Here is a 13,996-nt window from a genome sequence, read left to right as displayed (position 1 = left end):
AGCCGGCTGTCAAGCATTGCCGCGTCCCGGCCGCGCACATCCTTGATGCCCGGCAGGGTTCCGGAACGGTCCGCGCAGAGGCGGCCCGAGTTGGGTGTTTCCCAGACGGAAATCCTGGAAATGTTTCTGAAACTGGGGTATCTCTCCCCCGAGTCGCTGAAACATCTCAAGATGGCCGGAGAGAGGAGGGGGGTCCCTCTTCTCGAGGCGACGCTGCTGGAGGGAATCCTCCACCCGGACGCCAGGAGCTTCCTCCTCGCCGAATCGCTGGGACTGGCGTTCGAGGACATCGATCCGGCCGCGGTGCCTCTCGCAATGTCCGAATTCGTCCCCGAATCTACCGCCCGGGAATACCGGATCGCGCCGCTCTCCCGGGAGGAAGACCGGCTGACCCTGGCGGTGGCCGACCCGTTCCTTCACCCGGTCTTTTCCGTCATCGGGCAGGGAACCGGCCTGAGCATCCGGCTCGTGGTCTGTCCGCCCCGGACGATCAACCGGATCCTCGACCGGCTCTACCCGAACCTGCAGGCGCCCGCATCCGAGGAGCTGGAAGGGGGTCTCGTGGACCGCGGGCAGGCCGCGGAATGGCTCGCCCGGGGGAGGGCGAGGACGCTCGTGGAGAAAACCCTCTCCTTCGCCGTGGGAGGCGGTATTTCAAGCGTCCGGATCTTCCCCGCCGGGAATCGGGTCCGGGTCTCGGGACGCGCGGAGGGGGAGAACGCCCTTCTGTTCTCCATGCCGATCCGGTACCGCGGGGCGCTGCTCGGGGGGCTGGCGGAGCTCGCCGCGCTTCCCGGGATCCCCGCGGAAGGGTCGGAGTCTACCTTCCAATTGGAGGGCTCCGACGGGGTTCTCTCCTTCCAGCTGCTCTTTCTCCACGGCCTTTCCGGGCCCGAGGCGATCGTGAGGCACCTGCCCGAATTCCGGCCCGCCGCCACCCTCGATTCGGTCGGGCTGGCGCCGGAACAGGTCGAGATCACCTGCCGGCTGCTGGGGAAGAAGGACGGTCTCTACCTGCTTTCCACCCCCGGACCGGAGGGGGCCGCCACCACGATGTTCGCCATGCTCCGGGAAATGGTTCGCCCGGGCGCCCGCGTCGTGACCGTGGAGGAGCGGTTCCGGTTCCGCACCGAGAGATACATCCAGCTGGAGCGCAGGGATCTCGAAACCCGGTACGGGGGGCGGTGGGCGCAGCTGGCCGGAGCGGTCGAGCCGGACGCCCTGATGGTGGAATTTCTGCGGGACTCCTCGGACCTGATCGAGCTGGTCCACCTCGTCCGCGAGGGTGTCCCGGTCCTGTGCGGCGTCCGCGGGTCCGGGGTCGGGGACGTGGTCCGCACCCTCCTGTCGCTCCCTGTCGACCCGTTCCTGCTTTTCCGCACGGTGCGCCTCATCCTGCACCAGCGGCTGGTGGACCTCCTGTGCACCGAATGCCGGCGCACGGTGCCGGCGAAGCCCTCCCTTCTTCCCGGCGGGGGGAAGCGCGGGGAGATGCTGGAGGAGATCATCCGGAAGACCTCGTTCTACATGCCGGCGGGCTGCGACCGCTGCGACGGGAAGGGATATTCCGGGAAGATCGCGCTGGCGGAAGCGCTGCCGTTCTCCCACGGGGTGCAGAGCCTTCTGCTCGCGGGCCTTCCGGTCGAGCGGACGGTCGAACAGCTCACGGAGGAGCATCTCTACCCCGCCTTCCAGTCCGTGCGGGAACTGCTTGGGCGGGGGATGGTAGCATACGATGATATCCTTCCCTTTTTCCGGTAGCGGCGGGGGGGAGATGCTGCCGGCAGGGCAAGGCGGGCACAACCAGAATGGGAAGGCGGAGCAACACGGTGACGCTCGCCGTGGAATACGAGTGACGATGAGGACGGGGGGATCCCCGCCCTCCAAGGAGAGGTCATGAAGGAAGGCACGCTGAACCGGATGTTCCTGAACCGGATCGAGGAGGGGGGGGACGCGGTCCGCTACCTCGTTCCCCGGGAGGGGAAGTGGGAGCCGACGACCTACCGGGAGGTGGGCACCGCGGTCCGGGAGATGGCGAACGGCCTGTTCGCCCTGGGCCTTTCCCGGGAGGACAAGGTGGCGATCCTGTCGACCACGCGGCTGGAGTGGTGCCTGTCCGATATCGCCGGGATCCTTGGAGGGTTCGTCACCGTGCCGATCTATCCTTCCAACCTTCCCGATCAGGTCGAGTACATCCTGGCGAATTCCCGGGCCCGGCTGGTATTCGTCGAGGACGAGGAGCAGTGGAGCAAGGTCGACCAGGCGAGGAAAAACCTCCCGGACCTCTCCACCGTCGTCCTGCTCACGGGGGATCCGAAAGGGCGGACGGGGACGATCGGGCTGGGCGGGCTCCGGGAGAAGGGGAGGGAATTCTCCAGGGAGCATCCCGGCGCGCTCGACCGGAGGACCGCGGAGATCCGGCCGGAGGACGACCTGACGGTCATCTACACCTCCGGGACCACCGGCCCCCCGAAGGGGGTCGTCACGCGGCACAGCAACTATGCCTTCGTCGTCACCTCCGCGGTCGACGCGGTCACGGTGCGCCGTGGGGAGACGCTCCTGCAGTTCCTCCCCCTCGCACACTCCCTCGGCCGGCTGGAGCACTTCCTCACCTTCGACGTAATGGCGGTCTCCGCCTTCGCCCGGAGCATCCTGACGGTGGGGGAGGATCTTGCGCTCGTGCGGCCGGAGATCATGGTCAGTGTCCCCAGGCTCTTCGAGAAGTTCTATGCCCGCGTTCTGGCCAAGGTCGAGGAGGACGGGGGGCTCAAGAAAAAGATCTTCCACTGGGCGCTCGGGGTCGGACGCGAGGTGTCCCGCCGCCGCCAGCGGGGAGAGGCGGTGGGGGGGTTCCTGGCGGGGAAGTACTCCCTTGCCCACAAGCTGGTGTTCGGCAAGATCCGGGAGCGGATGGGGGGCAGGCTGCGCTTCTTCATCTCCGGCGGCGCCCCGCTCGCCCGGGAGGTCGCGGAGTTCCTCCATGCCATGGACGTGCTCATCCTGGAGGGGTACGGGCTGACGGAGGACTCCACCGTCACGACGGTGAACCGGATCGAGCGCTACAAGTTCGGGACCGTGGGGAAGGCGCTTCCGGGCACCGAGATCCGGATCGCGCAGGACGGGGAGATCCTCGTGCGCGGTCCCCACGTGTTCAAGGAATATTTCCGGGACCCGGAGGCCACGCGGCAGGCGGTCGACGCGGAGGGGTGGCTCCACACGGGGGATATCGGGGTCCTCGACTCCGAGGGGTTCCTCACGATCACCGATCGGAAGAAGGACATCCTCGTGACCTCGGGGGGGAAGAACATCGCCCCGCAGAACATCGAGAACCTGCTGAAGACCGACACGTTCGTGAGCCAGGCCTTCGCCTACGGCGACCGGAAACATTTCATCACCGCCCTGATCACCCTGTCGGCCGAGGATGTCGCCAAATGGGCGGCGCAGAACGGAATCGCAGAACAGGATCCGGTCCTGCTGGCGAAGCACCCGAAAGTGGAGGAGAGGATGCGCGCCCGGATCGAGGAGCTGAACCGGCAGCTCGCCTCCTTCGAGCAGGTCAAGAAGTTCGTGCTGCTCGGGACCGATTTCACGCTGGAAACGGGGGAGCTGACTCCAACGCTGAAGCTGAAGCGCAAGGTGATCCTTCAGAAGTACGGTCACCTGCTCGACTCCCTGTATGAGAAGGGCTGATCTCCCCCTTGCCCGTTACGGCGTACGAGATCAACGCCCTGCCGGAGGGGGAGCGTGAGGCGCTTCTGTCCACCCTGGTCCCGCGCCGGCTCCTGGAGAGGTTCTCGGTAGACCCGGAGACGTTCCGGGGGCCGGGAGGAAACCGGTGCGTCTCCTTCACCTGCCCGGAAGGGATGCCCTTCTTCCAGGTGGAATTCCACCGGACCCCGGAGGACCGGGACGCCGTCTACTTCCTCGACGTGTCGAGCACGCCCTACGGGCAGATGGAGATCTCGTTCGTCATCGTGAACGATCCGGAGAGCGGACGGTACGACGTGGACGTGGACGAGGGGGGGCGGGACACCTACTTCGGGACCGCCCTGAGGAACCTCCCCGAGGAGATCCGGGCGATGCGGGACGGCCTGGCGCCCGGACAGGTCCGCCGCGGTCTGCGCGCCATGCCGGACCTGGTCGCCAGCTGGGAAGCCTTCTTCGGGAAGCTGGGGCACCGGTTCTTCTTCCTGGAGCCGCTGGGCTACACCAGCGCGATCCTGTACGAGAGGAGCGGGTTCCAGTACCTTACCGGGAAAGAGGGGATGGTCCGGACCGACCGGGAGTTCCGTCCGGGCGGACTGCTGCACGGGAGGCTCGACGGGAGCACCCCCTTCCGGATGCCGGGGCAGGGGGCGACGGTGCGCGGGAGGAGCTGGGCCATCCACGACGGAATCCTGGACGAGCCGTGGGAGAGCCCGAAGATGTACAAGACGATCGGGGTGAACGCCGGAGTGTCGACGTTCACTGGGGAGGGATATTGAGAAGAGGGGCGGTCGTCGCCGCGCTTTGCCTTGTCGTGGCGGCGGTACAGGCGGAGGAGAGGCCGAAGATCTTCCTGGAGAAGAGGATCTTCGCGGAGACCTCGGAGGGAAAGAAGAGCTTCTACGAGGTCCACACCGTCTCGAAGGGGGAGAACCTCTGGAAGATCCTGGAGGGAATCTCCCCGCTCTTTCCGTCGAACTATTCCGCGGCGCTCCGGGAATTCCGGCGGGCGAACCCGGAGGTGCGGGATCCCGGGAAGCTTTCGCCCGGGCAGAAGATCCTGATCCCCTCCGGGGCGGCCGCGAAGGTCCGGCGGATGGTGGAATCCGGGAAAGCGGTCCCCCACCGGATCGTCCGCGGAGACGCGCTGCTGAAGATCCTCGCCGCGCGCGGAGTCCCGCGGGAGGACAGGGAGCGGTACCTCTCGGCCGTGATGGAGCTGAACGAGCCGGTCCGCGACGTGGACCGGATCTATGCCGGAACAACGATCCTGATTCCCACCGCCGAGTATTTCGCGGAAGCCCCTTCCGTCGCAGCCGCTCCATTCCCCGGCCCGCTGGCGGCCGCGGCGCCCCCCGCAGAACCTGCGGAGAGGAAACCGGAGGAGGCGCCGGCTTCGGCGGTGGCGCTGACGCGGGATGTCCCGCCGCAGCCGGGCCAGGAGGCGATCCCGGCGGCGAAGCCGGAGGCCCAGCTCGTGTCGCCTTCGCTGCCGACCCCGGAAGCGGGATCCCTGATCGCCTTCACGGCCGGAGTGCCGGCGAAGGAGGTTCCCCCCGCCCCGGCGAAGCCGGTGTACCGGGGTCTGCTCTCCGACCTGGCCGCCGGACTGGGGGAGAAGTGGATCGACCGGGGCACCCTGTATCTTCCCATCCCGACCGGCGGGGAGGTCGTCCTCGACCTCGGGGATTATCCGGTCGTCCGCCTTTCCACGGGGGTGGACCTGCTGGTCGACTTTCACGACGGGCTCCCCGCCGACGTGCGGGCGCTGATCACGGAGACCTGGAAGAACTACCGGGTGGTTTCGATGGGGGGAAGCTCCGGTCCGCTGGAGATGCTGGACCGGTTCCTGAAGGCCGCCGGGTACCATTCCGCCAGGGAAGGGAAGGAGCATCCGCTGGTCATCGGGGAGCAGCTCGCCATCGCCGTCCCCGCCGACCGGATCGTGCTGAAGACGCCGCAGAGCCTGCTCAACGGCGAGGTCTTCCTGCTCAAGGAGGTCTCCGAGAAGCCGGGGGACGATCTCTCCGCGGTCCTCCGGTACGCGGGGCACATCGGCATCCGGGTCCTGCCGTTTGCCGTGGACCGCTCCGCCAGTGAGGGATTCCTGGTCGGGATCGACGCCGAGGAGACGGAGCCGGAAGCCGCCCCGGAGGCGGTGCCGCAAGGGGGGCTGGCGGCGGTCGACTACACCCTCTCCTTTCTGGGGCTTCACATCGCCTCGGAGGAGAAGATCACGATCGGGGGAAAGGGAGGTGCTTTCCAGCTCACCGTCCAGCCGGAGAGGATCTTCGATGCGGGGGGGAAGCGGTACGTGGTCGACGCGGGAAAGATGTCCCCTCCCCTGCGGTCGATCGTACGGGACTCGGGGTACGAGATCTTCTCCGTGGGGAAGGAGGAGGGGGGGAGATCGATCTTCCGGCGGATCCTCGGAGTCTCCGGGACCCCCCACGAGGATCGGGAGCGGTTTCTCCTCTTCGGAGGGGAGGGCGCGGGGTTCGAGGTCCGGGTCACGGGGACCTTTCTCACCTCGGCGGAATACCTCGGCGGGCGGAAGATCCGGGCGGCCATCCTCGTCCGCGGGAAGATCCACACCAAGACCCGGGAGTTGATGCGGCGGTTCGGTGTGGAAATCGTGGACTGGTAGGCGTAGAATAATAGATTCCAGACTCCCTGGGATGCCGGGAGACAGCAACCATGAATGGATCGACCGGTGAACGCCCGGACCGGGGGAAATCCGAGACGACCTCCCTGTTCGGCCTGGTGAGCGATCGGCCGCGCCTGGCCGTCGTCCTGCTCTTCCTGACCATGACGGTCGCCGTCTTCGCCGTGCGCATCTCCCGGGACACGGGGCATGCCCGGGTCGACCTCCTGGCGCGGGAGGGGATGCGGCTCTACGGGGCCGCGAACCTCGAGAAGGAGGGAGCGCCCCCCCTCGCTCCCGCCGACGCCGAGGCGAAGGTGAATGAGTGGACGGGGGCGAAGCTGTTGCTTCCCCGGGAGGAGGGGGTGTTCTCCGTCTCCTCCGTCCGGCGGGAGAAGGTGGGGAGGCAGACGGCCGCCGCCGTCCGCTTCTCGGGATTCGGGAATTCGTATCTCCTTCTCGTGCTCCGGAACCGGCCCCGGGCGGGGGGCCAGGACGAGGAGGACCTCTTCTCCGGCTCCGGTTTCCTCTCCGGAGAGAAGGAGGGGATGTCGTTCGTGTACTGGGAAAAGGAGGGGGCCTCCTTCTTTCTGGTGACGGCCTCGGATCTGATAAGCGCCATCGATCTCGTGCGGCGCTACTTCACCTGACCGGAAGAGACGGCGGGAAAACCCTTCAGGAGGACCCTTCGATGATCGTTGCGAGGCGGATGGCGCGGAACCCGGTGGTCGTGGACGAGAACGACTCGATGCGAAGGGCGATGGACATCATGAAGGAGCGGGGGATCCGCCACCTCTGCGTCCTGAAGGACGGGGAGAAACTGGTCGGGGTCCTCTCGGAGCGGGACATCAAGCAGGCCTCCCCTTCCTCCGCGACCTCCCTGGAAATCCGCGAGATCTATTACCTGCTCGACAAGGTCAAGGCCCGGCAGATCATGACCCGGCGCCCCTACACGATATCCCCGTCCGCCCCGATCGAGGAGGCGGCGCTGATCATGCGGGAGAAGAAGATCGGGTGCCTCCCGGTCGTGGAGGGGGGGAAGTTGGTCGGGATCCTCACCGAGACCGACATCCTGGACGCCTTCATCGAGTCGATGGGGGTAAGCGGGCCGGGCTACCGGGTCGAGCTGGGGCTGCCCGACAGGATCGGCATGCTGTTCGAGGTGACGAAACTGCTCAAGGACTTCGAAACCAAGATCGTCTCCGTGGCGACAGCCGCCCACGCGGAGCCGGGGATGAAGACCCTGATCCTGCGGCTCGAGACGAAGAACTACAAGGTGCTCAAGGCGGCCCTGAAAAAGGCGGGGTACGAAATCCTTTCGGCGGATTGATCCCGGTCAAGGAACCGGGGGGCCGGAACGCACATCCTATAACAGGGAGGGGGATAGATTGCCCCCGGGGAGGGAAAAGGGAATGAAGCCAGAAGTCGAAAAAGTGCTCGGAAAGATTCGCCCGGCCCTGCAGGCCGACGGGGGAGACGTGGAACTCGTCGACGTGGACGGGGGCGTGGTGAAGGTGCGACTGACCGGCGCATGCTCCGGCTGCCCCATGGCGTCGATCACCCTGAAGAACGGCATCGAGGCGTTGCTGAAGGAGGAGATCCCCGCGGTGGAGCGGGTGGAGTCGGTATAAATCAACCCATACAGGAGGAATCATGGCGTACAAGATCACGGAGGAATGCATCGCCTGCGGGGCCTGCCTTCCGGAATGCCCGGAACAGTGCATTTCGGAGGGCGATCCGATCTACGGCATCGATGCGGGCAAGTGCACCGATTGCGCGAACTGCGCCGGAGTCTGCCCGACGGCGGCCTGCATTCCAGCCTGAGTCCGCGGAACGGTCCTCCGGGGCCGGTCCGCTCGCCGAACCTGGCGGGAACCCGGAAGCACACCGTTCCGGGTTTCCGCATTTTTGGGACTCGCGGGTCACAGCAGCTTCCGGACCTCCCGGTCGAACGCTTCCTGGTCGATATAGCCGACATGGACATACCGGATCGTTCCGTCCTTCCCGATGAAGAAGGTGGTCGGGATGGAGGTGACCCCTCCGTAGGCCCGCGTGGTGGTGAGGTCTCCGAAGAGGATCCGGTACTCGATCCGGTGGCTCGTGATGAACCCCGGAAGGTTTCCCCGCGTATCGGTGTCGAGGGAGATGCCGACCAGCTCGAACCCCTGGTCCCGGTATTTCCGGTGGACCTCGACAAATCCCGGAATCTCCTCCCGGCAGGGGGGGCACCAGGTGGCGAAGAAGTTGATCACGGTGGGCTTCCCGAGGAACCGGGAAAAGGAGACACGGTTCCCGCTGATGTCCACCAGGGAGAACTCCGGCGCCTGCACCCCGGCGACGGTGCGCCCGGCGGGAGAGCTCCCCGAGGGGGACCTCGGTGCGGAGCTTCCCAGGTAGTAGGCGACGGCGCCCGCAAGCGCGATGACGAGCACCGCGGCCGGGAGAACCGAGGATTTTTTCATGCGCGACTCCTTGCGATCGTTTCCAGATAGAATTATAAAGGGAAACGGAACGGCCCGCCTCCTAATCCTACACAAGGGGCGGCGTCCGGACGGCGGACCGCATGCCGTTCCGGAAAACGGCACGGGGAGGAAGACGATGGCGGAATGGACCATGGAAGAGGTACTGCGCCTGGCGCTCCGGCACGAGATGGAGAATTTCGGGGAGTACAGGAAGGCGGCGGAACAGACGCAGAACCCGGCCGTGCGGAAGATGTTCGCCTACCTCGCGGAGGAGGAAAAGGGTCACATCAAGCTGATCCGCGACAAGATGGCCGAGTTCAGGATCCAGGAGTAGCCGGGGAGCGACGGTGGGCCGGATCTTCTTCGACCATATCTCCACCACCCCCCTGGACCCGAAGGTCCTGGAGGCGATGATGCCGTACTTCACGGAGCGGTACGGCAACCCCTCTTCCCACATCCACGATCAGGGGCAGGCGGCCCTCAAGGGGTTGGACGCGGCCAGGAGCCAGGTGGCCTCCCTGGTCGGCGCGAAGCCCGGAGAAATCCTGTTCACCTCCGGGGCCACCGAGTCGAACAACCTCGCGGTGAAAGGGGTTGCCGGCGCCCACGCGGCGAAGGGGAAGCACCTCGTCGTATCCGAGGTGGAGCATTTCTCGGTGCTGAACGCCCTGATCCCGCTGCGCAACCGCGGCTTCGAGGTCACCACCGTGAGGGTCGACCGGGACGGACGGGTGGACCCCGGGGAGGTCCGCCGGGCGATCCGGCCGGACACGATCCTGGTGTCCGTCGTGCACGCGAACGCGGAGATCGGCACGGTGGAGCCGGTGGAGGAGATCGGGAGGATCGCGCGGGAGAGGGGGGTGCTGTTCCACACCGACGCGACCGCCTCGGCCGGCCACATTCCGGTCGACGTGAACCGGATCGGGGCCGACCTGGCGACCCTGTCGGCCCACAATTTCTACGGGCCGAAGGGTGCGGGGGCGCTCTACGTCCGGGAGGGGGTCCGCCTCGAGTCGCTCCTGGACGGCGGGTTCCAGGAGATGGGGCTGCGCGCCGGCACCGAGAACGTCCCCGGGATCGTGGGGATGGGAGCGGCGGCCTCCATCGCCGCCCGGGAGATGGCGGAGCGGGACCGGCATCTCCGAAGCCTGGGAAAGCGCCTGCACGACGGGATCGCCGCCTCCGTGGAGCACCTCCACTTCACCGGCCACCCTTCGGTGCGGCTCCCCGGGCATGTGAGCTTCTGGGTGGAGTATGCGGAAGGGGAATCGCTGCTGCTTTTGCTCAACCTCCACGGGGTGATGGCCGCCTCGGGATCGGCCTGCAGCTCGAACCTGAAAGGGCAGGACGAGGAGGACCTGATCGCCTCCCACGTCTTGCGGGCGATCGGGGTCCCCTCGGACATCTGCACCGGGTCGATCACCTTCAGCATGGGGAAGGGAAGCACCGGGCAGGAGGTGGACGCGGTGCTGTCGGCGCTTCCCGGAATCGTCCGGAAGCTGTGGGCGATGTCTCCCACATATCTCGACTACCAGAAGAAGATCCTCCAGGGAGGATAGGCGGACATGGCGAGCGGACCGTACAGCGCGAAGGTGATGGATCACTTCATGAACCCGAGGAACGTCGGCGAGATCGAGGATGCCAGCGGCGTCGGCGAAGTGGGGAACCCGGCCTGCGGCGACATGATGCGGCTCTACCTCAAGGTCGAGGGAGAGACGATCGTGGACGCGAAGTTCCGCACCTTCGGGTGCGGGGCGGCCATCGCCTCCAGCTCGATGCTGACGGAGATGGTGAAGGGGAAGACGGTCGAAGAGGCGCGGGCGATCACGAACCGGCATGTCGCCGACGCCCTCGACGGGCTCCCCGCGGTGAAGATCCACTGCTCGGTCATGGCCGAGGAGGCGGTCAAGGCCGCCCTGGACGACTACGCGAAGAAGCATCCCGCCTGAGAAGGAGGAAGGACCGATGCTGGACCTGAACGAGATCGAGATCCTCCAGGTCGCCCTCGCCCACGAGGAGCGGGCGAGAGCGTACTACGGACGGCAGGCCGCCCTGCACGGAACGTCGCCGGCGGGCGACCTTTTCGACTTCCTCGCCCGGGAGGAGGAGGGCCATATCCGGAAGCTCTCGGCGAAATTCGGGGTCCCGAAGCACGAGGCGAAGTGGGAGCACCGATTCCTCCCCTACATGATCGACCTGGACCGGATCGCCCGGGAGGAGGAGGGGGCCGGGGAAAGCGACGCGATCCGGAAGGGGCTTGCCGTGGCGAAGAGGGCGGAAGAACATGCCGTGGAGTTCTACGGGAAGGCGGCGGAGGCGGTCGAGGACAGGAACACGAAGGGCCTGCTTTCCGAGCTGCGGGAGGAGGAGAGGACCCACCTCGCGCGGATCGAGGAATTGCTGAACAGAGTCTGATCCCCGGCCCGCGGGCCGGAAGCAGCCAGGGAGGGACCATGACGTCGAACCCGCTCGATGTGATCCGGATGGCGCTGGGGCGCGAGAAGGCGGCGGTAAAAGACTACACGGCGTTCGCGAAGACGGCCAAGGAGCCGTCCATCCGGGAGATGTTCCTCTTCCTCGTGGAGGAGGAGAAAAAGCATGTGAAGCTCCTGCAGGAGGAGATCGACCGGGAGGTCAACCAGGAGATGTAGGGACGCTCCGGGGAGGAATGCGGGACGCACCCGGGGGGCTCCCGGGGATCCCGGGCCGACCTGCACGACCCGGATGCCCGGGAGGCCCGCGCTGATCGCTCTCTACGACAGCTGCTCGCGAAAGAAGGTTCCGTTCGTTCCGATGAGACCGGGGCGGGCGGGGATCTACACCTGCGGACCCACCGTCTACCGGTATGTCCACATCGGGAATCTCCGGACCTGGCTGCTCACCGACCTGCTCGTCCGGGCCCTCGGGTTCTTCGGGCTCAGGACCGTTTCCGTCCAGAACGTCACCGACATGGGGCACATGCAGCAGGAGCGACTCGAAGAGGCGGAGGACAAGGTCGTCGCCGCCGCCCGCGCGGCCGGGAAGTCGGCCGGGGAGATTGCGGCCTTCTTCACCGGCGCGTTCTTCCGGGACTGCCGGAGGATGGGCTTCCTCCCCGCCGACCTCTATCCCCGCGCCTCCGCCCACGTTCCCGACATGATCGCGATGGCGCGGGAACTGGAGCGCCGCGGGGCGACCTACGGGGAAAAGGGGTGGCTCTACCTCGACGTGACGAAGGCGCCGGGGTACGGAGAGCTCTCCGGGGCCCTGCTGGGGGAAGGGGAGGCGGCCGGCCGGACCGACGCCGCGATCCATCTCCGCAAGAAACGGCCGGAGGATTTCTCGCTCTGGCTTCCGGCGGAGCCCGGGCGGGAGTTCTCCTGGGAGAGCCCCTGGGGCCGCGGCTGGCCCGGATGGCACATCGAGTGCGCGGCGATGGCGGTGAGGTACCTGGGACCGGAATTCGACATCCACGTGGGAGGCTCGGACCTTCGCTTCCCGCACCACGAGAACTCCCGTGCGATGGCGAGGGCGGCCACCGGCGGCCGGTTCGCCGCCCTCTGGGTACACGGGGCGCACCTTCTGGTCGACGGGCGGAAGATGTCCAAGTCGCTGCGCAACGAGCACACCCTCGACGACCTGGAAGCCCGTGGGGTCTCCCCGGCCGATTTCCGGTATCATTGCCTGACGCTCCAGTACCGGACGCCGATGAACTTCACCTGGGAGGCGCAAGCGGCATCCGCGACGGCGCTGGAAAGACTTCGGGAGGCGTTCGCCCGGGGGGGGGACGCGGGGAGCGGCGCGCCGGGAGAGGAGGGGGAGTTCCGGCGCCGCTTCCGGGAGGCGGTCGGGGACGACCTGAACACCCCGAAGGCGCTCGGGGTCGTCCATGAGGCGGCGCGGGCCGGGCTTTCCGGGAGGACGCTGCGCAAGCTCGCCGCGGAATGGGACCCGGTGCTGGGGGTCGGACTTCTCCGGTCCGCGGAGGCCGCGAGGGAAGAGGCGGGCGCCGTGGATCGGGAGGGGATTCCGGAGGCGGTGGCCGACCTCGCAAGGAGGCGCGGGCGGCTCCGGCAGGAGCGGAAGTTCCGCGAGGCGGATGCCCTCCGGGAGGGGATCCGGGAGGCCGGGTACGAGGTGACGGACGGGCCGGAGGGGACCTTCCGGCTGGAAAAACGGCGGGGGAGGGGCACCGATGGGTTCGATGAAAAGGCTTGAGGAGTTGATGGAGGTCGCGCACGGCTACCAGCGCTCGATGGCCCTGTTCACCGGACTGCGGCTCGGCGTCTTTTCGGCCCTGGCCTCCGGCCCGTCCGACGCCTCCCGGCTCGCGCGAACGGTGTCCGCCGATCCCCGAAGGCTCTCGATCCTCCTGAACGCCCTGGTAGCGGTCGGCCTGCTGAAGCGCGACGGTGCGCAGTACGAAAACGGGAAGCTCGCGGCCCGGTATCTCACGGACGGCCCCCTCTCGAAGCGATCGATCCTGCTGCATCACCGTAACTGCTGGCCAGAATGGACCGACCTGGAAAGAAAGATCCGGGCGGGGAGGAAAAGAGCGGGCCCGGAGAAGAACTGGCAGGAGAACTTCATCCGCGGGATGGAGGACAACTCCCGGGAGCGGGCCGCGCAGGTCGCGCGGGAGTTCCCGCTGCGGGAGGGGGAGCGCCTCCTGGACCTGGGAGGCGGCCCGGGGACCTACGCCCTCGAATGGGCGGTAAGGTACCCCGGGGCGAAGGTGACGCTGTTCGACCTGCCCGAGACGGTCCGGATCGCCCGAAGGATCCTGTCGGAGAAGGGGAGATCCGGAGAGGTGGAGATTGCGGCGGGGGATTTCCTGAAGGACCCGCTCGGCGGGCCGTACGACTTCGTCTGGATCTCCCAGATCCTCCACGCGTTCTCCGAACGGGAGTGCATCCGAATTCTCCGGAGGGCGCGCCAGGCGATGGCGCCCAAGGGGCGTGTCGCGGTGCAGGAGTTTCTGTTGGACGAGGGGAAGACCTCTCCACCGGGCCCCGCCTTCTTCTCCGTCCACATGGTGGCGGCGACCGAGGGGGGCAGATCCTACACGGAGGGGGAGATCGCGGTGATGCTTTCCACGGCCGGGTTCCGGAAGGTCTCCGCGCGGCGGCCGGACCCCGCCGGGGTGGGGATCGTCACGGCCCAGGCGGGAAAAAAGGAAACCGGGAGGCCTGGTTGAGGCCTCCCG

At 67.2% G+C, this 13,996-nt stretch carries 16 protein-coding genes; 15 read left to right on the top strand and 1 reads right to left on the bottom strand.

Annotation, left to right across the window (positions count from 1 at the left end; genetic code table 11):
* Positions 1–120: 120 nt before the first annotated feature.
* The 8 genes from A2X88_04335 (at position 121) to A2X88_04300 (ending at position 8,173) form a co-directional block, all read left to right on the top strand.
* The gene (locus A2X88_04335; protein ID OGP35121.1) at positions 121–1,761 is read left to right on the top strand and encodes a hypothetical protein; all 1,641 of its coding nucleotides are present in this window, start codon (positions 121–123) and stop codon (positions 1,759–1,761) included.
* Between the two features lie 135 nt (positions 1,762–1,896).
* On the top strand, positions 1,897–3,690 hold the full coding sequence (locus tag A2X88_04330; protein OGP35120.1) for a hypothetical protein: 1,794 nt from the start codon (positions 1,897–1,899) through the stop codon (positions 3,688–3,690).
* Positions 3,687–4,484, top strand: a complete 798-nt coding sequence (locus A2X88_04325) for a hypothetical protein (protein ID OGP35119.1) — start codon at positions 3,687–3,689, stop codon at positions 4,482–4,484. Before A2X88_04330 ends, A2X88_04325 begins: the two co-directional genes overlap by 4 nt.
* Positions 4,481–6,352, top strand: coding sequence for a hypothetical protein (locus tag A2X88_04320; GenBank protein OGP35118.1), 1,872 nt, complete (start codon positions 4,481–4,483; stop codon positions 6,350–6,352). Before A2X88_04325 ends, A2X88_04320 begins: the two co-directional genes overlap by 4 nt.
* Positions 6,353–6,402: 50 nt before the next feature.
* Complete coding sequence (locus tag A2X88_04315) at positions 6,403–6,999, top strand: hypothetical protein (GenBank protein ID OGP35117.1); 597 nt, start codon at positions 6,403–6,405, stop codon at positions 6,997–6,999.
* 41 nt (positions 7,000–7,040) lie between these two features.
* Complete coding sequence (locus A2X88_04310; GenBank protein ID OGP35116.1) at positions 7,041–7,679, top strand: hypothetical protein; 639 nt, start codon at positions 7,041–7,043, stop codon at positions 7,677–7,679.
* A gap of 82 nt (positions 7,680–7,761) precedes the next feature.
* Positions 7,762–7,980, top strand: a complete 219-nt coding sequence (locus tag A2X88_04305) for a hypothetical protein (GenBank protein OGP35115.1) — start codon at positions 7,762–7,764, stop codon at positions 7,978–7,980.
* Between the two features lie 22 nt (positions 7,981–8,002).
* Complete coding sequence (locus A2X88_04300) at positions 8,003–8,173, top strand: ferredoxin (protein ID OGP35114.1); 171 nt, start codon at positions 8,003–8,005, stop codon at positions 8,171–8,173.
* Positions 8,174–8,271: 98 nt separating this feature from the next.
* Here A2X88_04300 and A2X88_04295 read toward each other — a convergent pair whose 3' ends face one another.
* Positions 8,272–8,811 carry a hypothetical protein gene (locus tag A2X88_04295; protein OGP35113.1) on the bottom strand — a complete coding sequence of 180 codons (540 nt, stop codon included), beginning with the start codon at positions 8,809–8,811 and terminating at the stop codon, positions 8,272–8,274.
* A 136-nt stretch (positions 8,812–8,947) separates the two neighbouring features.
* Here A2X88_04295 and A2X88_04290 point away from each other — a divergent pair, with 136 nt between their 5' ends.
* The 7 genes from A2X88_04290 to A2X88_04260 all read left to right on the top strand — a co-directional run bounded on the left by A2X88_04290 (position 8,948) and on the right by A2X88_04260 (position 13,987).
* Positions 8,948–9,145 (top strand): hypothetical protein, encoded by a 198-nt coding sequence (locus A2X88_04290; protein ID OGP35112.1) that lies wholly within the window; start codon positions 8,948–8,950, stop codon positions 9,143–9,145.
* 13 nt (positions 9,146–9,158) lie between these two features.
* Complete coding sequence (locus A2X88_04285; protein OGP35111.1) at positions 9,159–10,370, top strand: cysteine desulfurase; 1,212 nt, start codon at positions 9,159–9,161, stop codon at positions 10,368–10,370.
* A 6-nt stretch (positions 10,371–10,376) separates the two neighbouring features.
* A complete protein-coding gene (locus A2X88_04280; protein ID OGP35110.1) occupies positions 10,377–10,760 on the top strand; it encodes a Fe-S cluster assembly scaffold protein NifU in 384 nt (127 codons plus the stop codon).
* 16 nt (positions 10,761–10,776) lie between these two features.
* Entirely contained in the window at positions 10,777–11,226 is a 450-nt protein-coding gene (locus tag A2X88_04275; protein ID OGP35109.1) for a hypothetical protein, read from the top strand.
* 38 nt (positions 11,227–11,264) lie between these two features.
* Positions 11,265–11,462, top strand: a complete 198-nt coding sequence (locus A2X88_04270; protein ID OGP35108.1) for a hypothetical protein — start codon at positions 11,265–11,267, stop codon at positions 11,460–11,462.
* Positions 11,463–11,535: 73 nt separating this feature from the next.
* A complete protein-coding gene (locus A2X88_04265; GenBank protein ID OGP35107.1) occupies positions 11,536–13,008 on the top strand; it encodes a cysteine--tRNA ligase in 1,473 nt (490 codons plus the stop codon).
* 7 nt (positions 13,009–13,015) lie between these two features.
* Positions 13,016–13,987, top strand: coding sequence for a hypothetical protein (locus tag A2X88_04260; protein OGP35106.1), 972 nt, complete (start codon positions 13,016–13,018; stop codon positions 13,985–13,987).
* Positions 13,988–13,996 lie beyond the last annotated feature (9 nt).

The organism is Deltaproteobacteria bacterium GWC2_65_14 (assembly GCA_001797615.1).
Lineage (GTDB): Bacteria > Desulfobacterota > Deferrimicrobia > Deferrimicrobiales > Deferrimicrobiaceae > GWC2-65-14.
This window is presented reverse-complemented; position numbering and strand designations above follow the sequence as displayed.

Excerpts from the sequence above, each read along its gene's own strand:
- A2X88_04260 (OGP35106.1), top strand. The coding sequence starts at position 13,016 with ATGGAGGTCGCGCACGGCTACCAGCGCTCGATGGCCCTGTTCACCGGA.
- A2X88_04330 (OGP35120.1), top strand. The coding sequence starts at position 1,897 with ATGAAGGAAGGCACGCTGAACCGGATGTTCCTGAACCGGATCGAGGAG.
- A2X88_04270 (OGP35108.1), top strand. The coding sequence starts at position 11,265 with ATGACGTCGAACCCGCTCGATGTGATCCGGATGGCGCTGGGGCGCGAG.
- A2X88_04265 (OGP35107.1), top strand. The coding sequence starts at position 11,536 with ATGCCCGGGAGGCCCGCGCTGATCGCTCTCTACGACAGCTGCTCGCGA.
- A2X88_04300 (OGP35114.1), top strand. The coding sequence starts at position 8,003 with ATGGCGTACAAGATCACGGAGGAATGCATCGCCTGCGGGGCCTGCCTT.
- A2X88_04295 (OGP35113.1), bottom strand. The coding sequence starts at position 8,811 with ATGAAAAAATCCTCGGTTCTCCCGGCCGCGGTGCTCGTCATCGCGCTT.
- A2X88_04335 (OGP35121.1), top strand. The coding sequence starts at position 121 with ATGTTTCTGAAACTGGGGTATCTCTCCCCCGAGTCGCTGAAACATCTC.
- A2X88_04280 (OGP35110.1), top strand. The coding sequence starts at position 10,377 with ATGGCGAGCGGACCGTACAGCGCGAAGGTGATGGATCACTTCATGAAC.
- A2X88_04310 (OGP35116.1), top strand. The coding sequence starts at position 7,041 with ATGATCGTTGCGAGGCGGATGGCGCGGAACCCGGTGGTCGTGGACGAG.
- A2X88_04275 (OGP35109.1), top strand. The coding sequence starts at position 10,777 with ATGCTGGACCTGAACGAGATCGAGATCCTCCAGGTCGCCCTCGCCCAC.
- A2X88_04305 (OGP35115.1), top strand. The coding sequence starts at position 7,762 with ATGAAGCCAGAAGTCGAAAAAGTGCTCGGAAAGATTCGCCCGGCCCTG.
- A2X88_04315 (OGP35117.1), top strand. The coding sequence starts at position 6,403 with ATGAATGGATCGACCGGTGAACGCCCGGACCGGGGGAAATCCGAGACG.
- A2X88_04290 (OGP35112.1), top strand. The coding sequence starts at position 8,948 with ATGGCGGAATGGACCATGGAAGAGGTACTGCGCCTGGCGCTCCGGCAC.